Origin of the sequence: Bythopirellula polymerisocia (genome assembly GCF_007860015.1) — a bacterium.
GTDB lineage: Bacteria > Planctomycetota > Planctomycetia > Pirellulales > Lacipirellulaceae > Bythopirellula > Bythopirellula polymerisocia.
The window spans coordinates 1-12,225 of sequence record NZ_SJPS01000015.1; the positions used below are offsets into that span (position 1 = coordinate 1).

The following is a 12,225-nucleotide window of genomic DNA, read 5'->3' on the forward strand; positions in this document are numbered from 1 at the left end:
CACGCGCAGTTCGTTCGCAGCTTCGTCACGCAGCGAAACCATGATTTGAGGAACCGTATGCTCTAATGCGGGCACGTACGGGTCTGTGGGAGCCCTGGGTGAGTAATCACCCAGGGCCACCTGGTCCTCGGCGCCAAACCGAATTGGCAAACTGCCGTCGGTGAAAATCACCTCTGCAGTTAGTGCCCCCCTAGCGGGGGAAGCGTCGACGGCCATGGAGAAACCGAGAAACATCAGTTTGTTGGACACCGATCGCCATCAGCAATTTGGCTGATGGATCTTCTTGTGCCAACGTCACTAAGATTTTGCCCGAAATCGACGTGCCGAGAACTGACCGAAAATCAGCTGCTCGGTGCAGCAGCCCATGATCGTTTGCTTGGAACAGCCAACTGGGCACGGGGGACCAATTCCCTGACACTTGCTACTCGCCGCTGTCTTCATCAACACCGTGCGAGAAATTCACTTGATAACCTTGGCTCTTTAGCGTCTCTTCGTACTCCAGTCGCTCTTGTATCTTCTCAAGCAGCCGATTGAGGTACTTCTGCTGCATAGCCCCAGGCGACATGCCAGCAACTCGGAATTCTTCCCCCTCCGAGGCTGAAACTTCAAGTTGCATGAGGGGCTTGCCCATCGCAAATTCCATGAGCAACCGGGCAGCCGCCACGGAACCGCCCAAGGCCTTTTCCCGCATCGCATCGACGATCTCAGCCAGCGCACCAGGACCAAGAGCATGGCAGAAGGCCTTCATGTAGTGCGCTTCTCGTTCCTTGCGAGGTCTGCCGGGTCCCCCCGGATTGCCTTTGGTGAACTTTCCATCCCGCCCACGTTCGCCTGTTTGAATTTCCATCCGTTTTCCTTGCCGTTTAAACGGTCTGAATTGATGACATAGGCAACTTAGCTTTTTTCGTAAAGGAATGTAAACATCGATGCTGGTTAAAACGAACACAAGCCTTGGGCCGATCTCGAGCGGTAACCATCAGGGACAGTGGTTTCGTTTGGGTTCTTTCAACTCGGAGAAAAGCTAAACGTTCCGATTTCGCCATTCAAATATGCCCTTTTCGGAACAGCCATCGGCGTACGTAGTGGGACACGTTTTCAAGTCGCTTGTCGCTGATTCTCTCCCGGTAGACTCCAGCCATCGTGCCATCGACATGACCCATCACAGCATTCACGGCCACCTGGTCAGCTGTTTCGCCGGCGATGGTCTCGAATCCGTGCCTTAATGCATAAAATCCTAACTGTGGACGATGCAGCCCCAGCTTCAGAAGCATTTTCTTAAACTCGCCGTAGATGGGATTTTCGGCGGTGCCCTTAGCCCACGGCTTTCCCCATCTCGTAATGAATACCAATTCATTGTATTCAGCTTTCAACGGCTGCGGGCGAACCGCTAAGTAATCATTAATAGCTTCGACCGTCTCGGGCCACAGCTTCGCGCGTCTTTCGATCGCCGTCTTGGGTCTCGGAAAGTTTACCCAGCCAGTTTTCAAGTCTAATGCTGACAGCGGTAACCGTCCGCAATCCGTATTGCCAAAGCCAGTATTCGCAGCTAGCAGTATCATTGCTCGCATCGGCGGGCTGGCTCCCTTGAGAAGTCGCCTAATCTGGCGGGCCTCAAACATGCGGATACCACGTTTCTGCCTCTCGGCTCGCAGTATTCGCTTCGCGGGTCTCTTGAATAATGGCCCGTAGCGGATGGGTCGATCAATCAACCCCGACTGATAAGCGTAATTGAAACAGACTCGAATCCGCGTAACTTCGTTGCCCAACGAGTTGGGGTTATGGGTTTTGGCGAGAGTCGCCCGCAGTTTCTCGAAATCCTCAGCAGTAAGATCATCGACCAGCCTATTCTTGCCAAAGGCTTTGAGGATTTTCACGCAACTAGTGTGATAGTCTTGGCAGGTCCGCGCGGTGATGTCTCCGGCGTCAACTTGCTGATTCTTGGCCTCGATAAAGCGGTTGCAAAGCTGGTGAATCGTCAGGCCATCGCGGTCAGTCCGGGGGACACGTCCAGCGTGCAGATCGTCCCGCTGATCCAGGTACTTGGAGAGTGCCGCGTCGGGAGCATCCCAGCGGCCAAAATAGTGGAGCTTCCCCCTGATTTTCTTGGCCCATCTGCGGGTTGCATGGGGGAATAAGGGGAAGTCGGGATAGGGTTTCTTCGGCTTCGTCGGCTTGGTAGAATTAGCCACGGTACTACCTTCTAGCTATAGGTGTCAGGTGGTGTCACGGACGCTCGGCGGCTACTCTCCGCCGGGTGTCTCTTATGGCATCCAAGCTAGCAGGTGTCAGAATGGGTGTCAATTAGGATGGCTAGTACCGCTGAAAACAAGAAAAATCCTATAAAATTTGATGTTTTGGGGAATAGTGTAACGGTAGCACTCCGGACTCTGACTCCGTCAGTCTAGGTTCAAATCCTAGTTCCCCAGCTTTTTTCTAATCTGCTGCTGCGATGTGGTCGCTAGCGGCAATCGCGTTGACAGCGAGGGCATTTGCTGTGCTTGCGGCTGTGGCCTTGATTTGTGCAGACGCATTTTACTTCCCATTCGTAGCCGCAGGTTTCGCATTCGTATTTGTGCTCTTCGAGTACGTTAACACGGCGGACCCAGCCACAGACGGGTCCACAGCATTTGTCCCAGGGGAAGCGAAAACCGGGGACGCACACATATTCGCAGGCGACTTTCCAGCAGGATTTCTCTTCTGTGCCAATCACATTTTTGGGACAGCAGACTGGTTCACAGGTGCAGGTTGTCGAACGGCAGTGGCGGCAGGCCGCGGGGTTGACCAGATTGTCTTGGATTGGTTTGTTTTGCACGGGAGTTGAGAGTCGCGTCGCATTTTCGGTAGCATTTCCTAGGGTGGATAGGAATTGACTGCTGCAGATAACGGCGACGGCGAGCAAGAGCACCATGTATTGCCGAGCGAATTGCATATTCTTGTTTCCAGCTATGATAGCTTCGAGATAAATTGTAGGGAGCCGTGGGCTGCGGTGCTGTTAGGCATGGTGTGAATGTTCATTCAAAAATCCACCATAAAACGTGTGCCGAGGATGGTGTAATGGCCTGACGTCAGGCCAGCGACCGGGGCGTGATCGTCGATTTCGCCATGGATTGCATTGAATTGCATGCGGGCGTAAGCATTCCAGTACCAGTTGAGGCCAAGGGTATGACTCTTGCCAACGCCGCCGAGTATGTCTTGGTCCGTATAGTCGGCATAAGACCAGCGATAAGCAACCTGCCAGGCACCCCAGCCACCTCGCACACCGTCGTTGCAAGTGTCAACGAGGAAGAAATTTTCCAACGGTTCGGGACGAGCGAGCTGCCCTGTCTCTCGATCCCAGGGCATAAATTCACCGGTCAGAAAATAAGCTATATAGGCATAGCCGCCATGGAAGTAAACGTCCTCGAATCCCTTGCGGTCGACCATGGTGCCTTGGTACTCGCCGACAAGCTGTATAGATCCGAAATTCCAAACATTTTCCAAGCCACACAATTGGTAGGTATCGGTTCCGGAGATGATCCCGGTGTTAAGCCATCGCGACGAACTCCGCGCTTCGGGGCGAGTTTGAAACTGGGCTTCGCTTGACGACTGACCAGGAGTTACCGTGCCATCGGGGTCTGCCACTGTACCTGAAATTGCAAAATGGCCGTAGCCGCGACCATCAGATGGTTCATCGTACCAAAAGGTCGTTGCCAATCGACCAGCGACTTGGCCTTGGTAATGGTCACCGATATAGGAACCTTCATCTTGAATGTTTCTGAGATTAAACACTCCATAGCGCCAGTTCCAGGTCAGGTCTTCAGAATATCCATAGGATTGGATGCCGAATCGTCTGGCGTCTTGATCATCGCCCTCAATTATGAAGGGTCGCTCCATGAATACGTTGTAGCGACTGCTATTGATGTGATCTAAGCCATAGGGACGCTTCTGATTGCCAACCAGAAGTGTCTGTAAACAAGGAACATCGTGCCAGCCAAGATAGGCATCGCGAAATTCAGGCTCGTTTGGGTCTGCAAACTCCATTTCGATCCTATATTCCATGGTTTTCCACAAATTCCCACCGACTCCGAATCGCAATCTACGAAACCCAAAACGATCTTGGGGAGTCATCGTGGGATCACCCGTTTCGAATGCATTTGTCCCGGGGGAATTACCGGGAAATGCCCAGTAGTCCTCGTGGATGCGGCCAATAACTTTCATCGTCGATTCATTGTGGCCTGAGAAGGCGGCATTCTTCAATTTGCCTTTCAGTTCGCTATAGTTCTTTTCCAGTTTGCCATAGTTATCATTTAAATCGGTGTAGTTTTCTTCTAACTCAGCAAGTCGCTCCTCGATTGATTTCTCTTCAGGTGATTCGTCGACAAGGTAGGATTCAAAAGCGGAGGCCACAACGCTGGCATCTTGATAAATAGGCGGAATTAATTTCAGATCAGTCTCGTCGCCCCAAACAGGTGTTAAAAGGAGTGCTGCCAATATCGTTAACGAGAGGGTCAGCAGCTTCTCCGGAGGGTAAAGACAATTGTTCAGGCGGGAGATGTACATTCGGTGCTTGCCGGACAGATCGTTGGAAGGTTAGGACGCACTTTCGCTGGGCGAAATCGCTATGAATAGGCCGCAATATTGGAATAATCGGCACAATCGACATGACAAATGGGTTAAGAGCGGTACGATTGATAAAACCCGCGCAATCCGCATGGCAGAATCGGTAGAACCAGAAACTTCTGCTCAAACCGCCGGGGTTTGCCAATCCGCAAGGTTTAACAGGGGAAGCTGAGCGGGTTTTTGGCTGCCAGATACCTCACGGCAGCCAATGCCCACGACCGTGCGTGTTCTCGCGACGCAGTTGGGAAAGCTTTCCCCCTCAATTGCGGCCCAAGGATAGGGATGGCACCGAACTCGGGTTATAATCGATCCCTGAACCGCATTATCCGCTGAGTCCCCCCACTATTGAAAGCTGCCCCCATGGCTTCTGTTACCCTGGAAAATGTTGCCAAAATCTATCCCGGCGACGTGTACGGTGTTCGTGACTTTGATCTAGAAATTTCCGATGGCGAGTTTCTAGTCCTTGTGGGTCCCTCGGGCTGTGGGAAGAGCACAACGCTGCGGATGGTTGCGGGACTGGAAACAATTTCTGCTGGGACTCTCAAGATTGGCGATCGTGTAGTAAACGACGTACATCCCCGCGACCGGGACATCGCGATGGTGTTCCAGAATTATGCGCTCTACCCGCACATGACGGTGTTCGACAATATGGCTTTTGCCCTCAAAATGCGCAAAACACCCAAGTCAGAAATCAAGGAGCGCGTCGCTTGGGCCGCAAGTCTGTTGGGTTTGGAACCGTTGCTAGCCCGTAAACCAAAGGCGCTCTCGGGTGGACAGCGACAGCGCGTGGCCCTGGGTCGGGCGATTGTTCGCAAGCCGGCCGTGTTCTTGTTTGATGAACCTCTTTCAAACCTCGATGCAAAGTTGAGAGTCGAAACGCGTGCTGAGATAAAGCGATTGCATCGGCAGCTCGGTACGACGACTATCTATGTTACCCACGATCAAGAAGAGGCGATGACGCTAGGGGATCGCGTGTGTGTGATGTGCGATGGCTTGCAACGACAGTGTGCGCCGCCGCTGGAGATCTACCGCAATCCGGCCGACCGATTTGTGGCGGGCTTTCTCGGCATGCCCTCGATGAATTTCTTACAGGGAGAACTGCAACAGCTGGACGGACAAGTGTGGTTCGCCAGCAGTGATGCTCGCCTCCGCTTGGACGGAGCATCAAGCGAGTGGCTGGCTGGCGAAGTTAACCGTCCTATTGTGGCAGGAATCCGACCCGAGAGTTTCCAAATTCACGAGTCTGATTCTGTCGCAGATGGCAAATCAATCGCAGCGACCGTCCAAGTGGTCGAACCACTAGGGAGTCAGATGGATGTGTATCTGGTGCTCAAGTCGGGGGCGCGAATAGTTTGCCGAGTTTCTGCCGCCTCGATGACCGAAGGCAAACTGGTATCGTTACTCATTGACCCCGCAGAGATTCACCTCTTTGAGCCGAGTTCTGCCGAAGACCCCTATGGTCGAAGTTTGCGATCGGCGGAGGGGGAGTTGGTGTGAGAGGTTAAAATATCCCCGCCAATTCCTGGAGAACGTGCCAGTTTTCGAGGCGGTCCTGTTTAGCACGGAGCAAGGTTTCGGACGGATTTCCTTCGGAGTCAAAATGCTTGACGAATCGTCCTTCGCTGCGGGCGAAGTCGAGGAAGTCCACTTGCTCTCCGGTCTTTGGATTGGTGAACCAATCCTCTTTCATCGCTGGATTCCCCTGCAGGGACAGCCGCTGTTTGATTCTTGATCCTTTGTTGGGATCATAAACCAGCAGTGGAAACGCTCGGGTATCGACTGCCAGACGGGCTTGTTCGACGGCCATGTTGTCTCCCACACCATGTTCCGGCTGACAAGTCGTGTAGCAATTAACGATTGCCGGCCCGTCGAACTCCAAAGCCCCCAGAACAGCCTTGTAGAAATGGTTGGCATGAGCAGCAGTCGTCTGGGCCACGTAGGTGTGCGGATGCATCATCGCGATCTGGGCGATTTCTTTTCGCCGCTCCTGCTTGCCACCGAGCAGCTTGCCGTGGTTGCTCATCTTGGTGTTTTGTCCAGTAAAGCTGCTGGTGGATGCTTGGCCGCCCGTATTCGAGTAGACCTGTGTGTCGAGCACAAAGACTTTTACGTGCAGACCTGAGGCCAATAGCCGCGATAGAGATTGGAAGCCGATGTCGAACATAGCCCCATCACCTCCGATGCACCAGAGAGGTCTGTCTTGCCAGCCCATTTGGTTCCAACGCAGGCGGACTCCCATCGCGTCGGCGGGTGCGTTTTCAAACAGCGAGTTGGTCCAAGGAACCAAGTACGGATTGTAAGGGTAGGTCGAGGTATAGACAGTGTTGCAACCAGTGGCTGCGACAATACCCCATTTATCCTTGTACTTAGCACCGGTGGCAGCGCACAACATCCGCAGCGCGGTCCCTTCACCGCACCCGGCGCAGGACCCTGCCCCGCCAACGTAGATGTGCGTCTGTTCTCGGAGCATCATGTCGATTAAGAGATTGTCGTTAATGTACTGCTCGTCCGAGGGACCAACTTCCTTGAAGTAGCGATGACTCCGGCGGATTTTCTCCATTACAGGCTCTGTTTTGGGAATCATCTCAAGTGCCAAGTCATCACATACTTTTACACACTCGGCGCAACCCTTGCACTTGCTCGGGTCGATGATGATGGCAAATCGACCCCCTTCCTGCCCTTTTTTCTTGGGACCATCGTAATATTTGCGCGGGCGAGACCACTGGGCCTCGAACATCGAGCGATCAGCTTCTTCAGCGAAAAGCGAGAGTTTTTCATCCAGGTCTGGCTCGGCAATCACTTTGCCAAGAATAGCCGTATCGGGGCACTGGGTAACGCAGTCCATGCAGCCGGTGCAGTTGTCGGGAATATACTCAGGAATCTCCGGAGAGACGTAGCTGAAATCTCGCAGCGTAGCAGTTCCGGCGGGAACCAGAGACCGAGCCACTGAGAGGTCTGCAGGGAGTTGTTTTTCGCCGTGTCCTTCTTCGTACCCGCGGATTATACGATCGTTGAACTCGCGCGCGTCCAAGATCGGTAGACTTACTTCGACATAACTGCTGTCGACCAGAGTTCCGTAGCAATTGTTATTGTGGGGGTCGCGGGGATGAGCCTGATTCATCGAGAAGGGTTCGTTGACAGTAGCCATGTAATATCCCTTTCTAATGCCGGCTGAGCCAGCAAAGCAAAGTTGACTCTATCGAAGTTGGACTTTTCCGTTCATTCCTGTGAGCATAAGTTCAGGAGGCACTTCTTGAATCTCGCTGTATCCACGTTTGACGCAAGTGAGATTATCTTGCACGACTTGCTCGCCCCGTTTGCCAAAATATTTGCGGAGCGCCTTCTCGACGCCAGCGTAAACCCCTTCATCGTCCATGCCACTCATCTCGCGGTAGGGTGTGAGTTTCAGAAATGCTCCAAGCAAGACGATGCCTTGCATGCGCATCTGCAAGTCAGAGGCAGTCGCCACCTCGCGAGCAATTGAGACCATGTCGATGTAGTAGATATGGATCTGTTTCTCTCGGATCGTCTTCTTATGGGCTTCAGGGATACGTGCCCACACATCGGCGGGATTCCCGTAGGAACTCTGCATGAAGATTGCCCCTCCGTCAACCATGCCTTTGAGTGGATTGCCATTGAACAAAGCGTTGGTGTCATTGAGCACTGCCAGATCCACGTACTCCAGTTCACTATGTGAATAGATATGAGTGTCGGCAATCGTAAGATAGTATGTAGTCGGGAGCCCTTTTTTCTCCGAGCCGTACTTGGGATAGGCCTGCACGTCTTTTCCAAAGACCTGGCCAGCTATCGTGGCGATCACTTTGTTGGTGGTCACTGAGCCAAACCCGCCGACCGAATGGCCGCGCATCGAGAAGGCGTGTGGCGGACGCAGATCGGGATCATCGTCGGACGATATCGCCAGTGGATGTTTGATGCCGACACAGAAATAATCCTGCCCTTCCTCGATCATATTGTCGAAGATGGCGTTGATATCTCCGGGTCGAACGTCCCGACTACCCAACCCGGCTGAGCCTGAGTAGATCATAGGCACTCTTTCGATTCGTTCCTGTCCATTCTGCCCGGTGACTGCATCGCAGAACGCGGCCTTTATCTCACGAGTGAGATGATTGCCAGTAGTGGAGAGCGGGTCGTCCATCCGCTCCAGGACGGCAAAGGCCTTGCAGTCTTTCAAAGCATTGACAATCTGCCTCGCCGGAAATGGTCGGAAGCAATACAGATTCAAGCAGCCTGCTTTGATTCCGCGTTTTTCGCGCAAAAAATCAATCGTGATCTGGGCGGTTTCCATGTAGGAGCCAATTCCAACCAGAATGAACTCGGCATCTTCGCAGCGGTAAGAGCCTACCATGTCGTAACGGCGGCCCGTGTTTTGGTAGAACACTTCGAACGCATCCATGAGGGCCGGAGCTACCTGATCGTAGTACCACCGTTGAGCAATCTTCCCTTTCATGTAGGAATCTTGATTTTGCACGACCCCAGACATCAATGGACTGGAGGGGTCCATCAGGTTCATCAGTTTTTCTTCGGGACGGCCGATGTATTCTTTCATAAATTCCGGTTCGATGAGTCGCGCACTCTCAACTGTATGCGTCGTCAGAAATCCATCCTGCACATTAAAGAAAGGCGTTTGAGAGGCCTCTGCCGTACGGCGGGCAATCAGGCAGAGGTCACCCGCCTCTTGGGCATTGCGACCGAACAACACACCCCAGCCGCAGTCCGCCACACTCATCACATCGTCGTGACCAGCGTGAACGTTAAGGCTGTGGCTGGTGAGCGCTCTCGCACCAATGTTAAACACCACCGGCAAACGCTTGCCCGAAATGGTATAGAGAACCTCTTTCATCAAGACGAGACCCTGCCCCGATGTAAAATTGGTGACTCGTCCCCCCGCGACGGCAAAGCCTTCGCAGAAGGTGGCTGCCGAGTGCTCACTTTCCGGTTCAAAGAATAGGAGTGGATCGCCCCACAAGTTTGTCTCCCCATTGGCGACCGCATGATTGAACCCACCCCCCATCGTGGTAGAACTGGTGATTGGGTAGGCACCCGAACCCTGGCTGATGTGTGTCTCAACCCACACCACGGCTTCTGCACCATCACAGGTAGTGGGGATTCCCGGATAAGGCGAGTTGGTTGCTTCATCCAGGGTGAAATCGGTAGCGCGATATACAGAATCCGTCGCCATATGTAGTCCTCCGCAAGAGTTTTGCCTAGAACCCCCCTGCCCGACTAATCTGTCGCGATAGGCAAATCCAACCGAACCGAGCGCCTGTTGCGCCGGCCAGCACGGGAAAGATTCAAATGGCCGTTTGCCGGTTACCCGGCGGAACTATTGGTTGCGGCGAAACTTGCAGGAACCGAGTTGCGAAGGCTGAATAGAAGACTGCAAGATTGCCGATCAGGATCGCGAAGCTTACGAGTCGAGAATAAAAAAAAGACAAGTCCAACTACCCATGATCCTACACTTCATGGCCGCGATTGCAAGCACCCAGCCCAGCTGAATAATCGGGAATTAATACCGTAAAGTCTTTGACAGATTCGAGTTATAGCGGTTTACGATAGGTGTGACTTGCAATTAGGCGGGTACTAAGCGGAACCGAATGGGACAGTATTTCGCATGATTGTTTCTATTAATGACAAACCAACTCAAAAAGATTCCAACTTTTTTCAATCTATCTCGATCAGGTAGTTCGTAGTACATTTCCGTGCGGAACGGTTCAAGTCGGTTGACTTCGGGTGTAATATCCGATGAATCTGCTGTTAACCGTCGAGCGAAAGTTATTCCACCTAAACAAGAGGATGAACTACTGAGATGAAAACCACAACTTGCTTTCTTGCTCTGGCTATAGGTTTGATGAGCCTTACTGCACTTTCCCACGCAGAAATGATCTATGGGATTGCCGAATTGGGATCTCAAAACCTTGTAAGATACGATTCAAGCTCTCCATCGAATATCGTAACCAGTGTTGCGATTTCTGGCCTGCAACAGAACGAATCAATCAAGGGCATCGACTTCCGCCCCGCAACTGGTCAGCTCTATGCTCTCGGAAGTACCAGTCGCCTTTACCAGGTTAACACGGTTACTGGTCAGGTGTTTGCAGTCGGAGCCCCTTTCACGCCGACCCTGAATGGGACGAGTTTTGGTTTCGATTTCAACCCTGTGATTGACCGCATTCGGGTGGTTGCTGAGACCAATACGAATACAGTTTTGAACCCGAATGATGGCACAGGCACTGGTGTTACAAACCTGTTCTATGGTGCTGGGGATCCAAATTTTGGAGTCGATCCCAATGTCGTCGATTCGGCTTACACCAACAGTGTAGCGGGTGCGAATGCTACACAGCTTTATGGCATCGATACCGGGTTGGACATTCTCGTCACCCAAGCTAATTCGGCAGGAACTTTGGGAACTGTTGGCCCGCTGGGAATAAATGTAGTTTCTGTGGGTGGCTTTGATATCTCACCACGTGGAAACCAAATTGCGTACGCAGCTCTCTTGCCATCAAATTCCTCGCAGTCAAACTTATATGCAATCAACCTTGGGACGGGATTCGCGACGAACCTGGGTCAAATCGATGGAGGACTGTTTATCTCTTCCTTGGCAGTTGCCCCTGATAAGATTGTGCAACCCAATGTTCCCGAACCAACATCTTTAGCCCTTACAATCTTCGGGGTAGTTGGACTATGTTCGTTGCGTCGAAATCGAGTATAGGCAGTAAAGAGATTTTCTGAAAACTACTAGACGAGCCCAGCAATAGCTGGGCTCGTTTTTTTGCAAGTCGATCTACTTCACCTGTTTCCCAATTCGCCAGGACGACGATCCCAAAATCGAGCCGGTAAACATGCATCCTGCCGAGTTTTCCACCCGACTCACCATCGTCCCAGGACGTTGACCGGATTCAAGCCTCATATCAACCCAACCACATAGCAAAGACCCCTCCTCACCAATCGGGTGCTGATGAACCTGCCTGAGTGATTCAATTGCTTGGTCAAGCTTGCATTTGGGAGGATTGAAAACTGCCCCGACGATTTTGAGCATGCCGTTAGCCGGACGAATAAGCGAAGGAGTCATGCCAAGCAATAGTTTGGATTGACACCTGATTCGGAGCAACGTACACTTGCTCGATAATGTCCTATCGGTACCTTCAGAACTTGCTCTTGCTTTCGGTCGCCTGTTTGCTGGCATTTGAGTCCGGCCAGATTCGCGATCTAGTAAGGCATGATACGTCGAATGGCTATTCAGCTGAAGTTGCTGAAGAGGTCGACGGAAGCGATTGCGGAACGGATTCAATTGCGATCTGTGATACCGCGTTCGTAGAGATAGAAGTTGTTTTCGGCAAGCCTTGCGATCGGATTCTTATTCCGGATAGCTTCTACGAGGGTCCCCCCCTCTTCTTGCGTGGCCCTCCTCTGAGCTAGTCTCTGCTCGCCGTTCGCTTTCAACAATGCTTTGCCGCTGTCAGTCTGCGCTCATTGGACTTTGTCTGATCGCTGGCAATTTGTGGCCAATCTATGATGGCAGTCCCTGATGAACGTTTCTACTTTGGATGCTACGACTGCGTCGACTAATTCCCGGACTTCGGAAGAATCTCTTGCTTCGTCCCTGAAAGA

At 52.4% G+C, this 12,225-nt stretch carries 10 protein-coding genes and 1 tRNA gene; 4 read left to right on the top strand and 7 right to left on the bottom strand.

Annotated elements, in window-relative coordinates:
- From Pla144_RS23420 to Pla144_RS23430, 3 genes are all read right to left on the bottom strand, one after another.
- On the bottom strand, positions 1–249 hold a 249-nt coding region (locus Pla144_RS23420), incomplete at its 3' end, for a hypothetical protein (RefSeq protein ID WP_146453138.1).
- A gap of 172 nt (positions 250–421) precedes the next feature.
- Positions 422–847, bottom strand: a complete 426-nt coding sequence (locus Pla144_RS23425) for a hypothetical protein (protein ID WP_146453139.1) — start codon at positions 845–847, stop codon at positions 422–424.
- A 196-nt stretch (positions 848–1,043) separates the two neighbouring features.
- Positions 1,044–2,189, bottom strand: a complete 1,146-nt coding sequence (locus Pla144_RS23430) for a tyrosine-type recombinase/integrase (RefSeq protein WP_146453140.1) — start codon at positions 2,187–2,189, stop codon at positions 1,044–1,046.
- A gap of 166 nt (positions 2,190–2,355) precedes the next feature.
- Here Pla144_RS23430 and Pla144_RS23435 point away from each other — a divergent pair.
- Positions 2,356–2,426, top strand: a tRNA-Gln gene (locus Pla144_RS23435).
- A gap of 32 nt (positions 2,427–2,458) precedes the next feature.
- Here Pla144_RS23435 and Pla144_RS23440 read toward each other — a convergent pair.
- Positions 2,459–2,929, bottom strand: coding sequence for a hypothetical protein (locus Pla144_RS23440; RefSeq protein WP_146453141.1), 471 nt, complete (start codon positions 2,927–2,929; stop codon positions 2,459–2,461).
- 86 nt (positions 2,930–3,015) lie between these two features.
- Positions 3,016–4,539 (bottom strand): porin, encoded by a 1,524-nt coding sequence (locus tag Pla144_RS23445; RefSeq protein ID WP_146453142.1) that lies wholly within the window; start codon positions 4,537–4,539, stop codon positions 3,016–3,018.
- Positions 4,540–4,959: 420 nt separating this feature from the next.
- Between Pla144_RS23445 and Pla144_RS23450 the strand changes: the two genes are divergently transcribed.
- The gene (locus tag Pla144_RS23450; RefSeq protein WP_146453143.1) at positions 4,960–6,096 is read left to right on the top strand and encodes an ABC transporter ATP-binding protein; all 1,137 of its coding nucleotides are present in this window, start codon (positions 4,960–4,962) and stop codon (positions 6,094–6,096) included.
- A 4-nt stretch (positions 6,097–6,100) separates the two neighbouring features.
- Here Pla144_RS23450 and Pla144_RS23455 read toward each other — a convergent pair whose 3' ends face one another.
- Together Pla144_RS23455 and Pla144_RS23460 are read right to left on the bottom strand one after the other, a co-directional pair.
- Positions 6,101–7,747: a thiamine pyrophosphate-dependent enzyme gene (locus Pla144_RS23455; RefSeq protein ID WP_146453144.1), complete on the bottom strand. Its 1,647-nt coding sequence runs from the start codon at positions 7,745–7,747 to the stop codon at positions 6,101–6,103.
- A 48-nt stretch (positions 7,748–7,795) separates the two neighbouring features.
- On the bottom strand, positions 7,796–9,799 hold the full coding sequence (locus Pla144_RS23460; protein WP_146453145.1) for a 2-oxoacid:acceptor oxidoreductase family protein: 2,004 nt from the start codon (positions 9,797–9,799) through the stop codon (positions 7,796–7,798).
- Positions 9,800–10,426: 627 nt separating this feature from the next.
- Between Pla144_RS23460 and Pla144_RS23465 the strand changes: the two genes are divergently transcribed.
- Together Pla144_RS23465 and Pla144_RS23470 are read left to right on the top strand one after the other, a co-directional pair.
- Entirely contained in the window at positions 10,427–11,326 is a 900-nt protein-coding gene (locus Pla144_RS23465; RefSeq protein WP_146453146.1) for a DUF4394 domain-containing protein, read from the top strand.
- A gap of 416 nt (positions 11,327–11,742) precedes the next feature.
- Complete coding sequence (locus Pla144_RS23470) at positions 11,743–12,033, top strand: hypothetical protein (RefSeq protein ID WP_146453147.1); 291 nt, start codon at positions 11,743–11,745, stop codon at positions 12,031–12,033.
- The last annotated feature ends 192 nt before the right edge of the window (positions 12,034–12,225 follow it).

Excerpts from the sequence above, each read along its gene's own strand:
- Pla144_RS23425 (WP_146453139.1), bottom strand. The coding sequence starts at position 847 with ATGGAAATTCAAACAGGCGAACGTGGGCGGGATGGAAAGTTCACCAAA.
- Pla144_RS23440 (WP_146453141.1), bottom strand. The coding sequence starts at position 2,929 with ATGCAATTCGCTCGGCAATACATGGTGCTCTTGCTCGCCGTCGCCGTT.
- Pla144_RS23445 (WP_146453142.1), bottom strand. The coding sequence starts at position 4,539 with ATGTACATCTCCCGCCTGAACAATTGTCTTTACCCTCCGGAGAAGCTG.
- Pla144_RS23450 (WP_146453143.1), top strand. The coding sequence starts at position 4,960 with ATGGCTTCTGTTACCCTGGAAAATGTTGCCAAAATCTATCCCGGCGAC.
- Pla144_RS23455 (WP_146453144.1), bottom strand. The coding sequence starts at position 7,747 with ATGGCTACTGTCAACGAACCCTTCTCGATGAATCAGGCTCATCCCCGC.
- Pla144_RS23460 (WP_146453145.1), bottom strand. The coding sequence starts at position 9,799 with ATGGCGACGGATTCTGTATATCGCGCTACCGATTTCACCCTGGATGAA.
- Pla144_RS23465 (WP_146453146.1), top strand. The coding sequence starts at position 10,427 with ATGAAAACCACAACTTGCTTTCTTGCTCTGGCTATAGGTTTGATGAGC.
- Pla144_RS23470 (WP_146453147.1), top strand. The coding sequence starts at position 11,743 with ATGTCCTATCGGTACCTTCAGAACTTGCTCTTGCTTTCGGTCGCCTGT.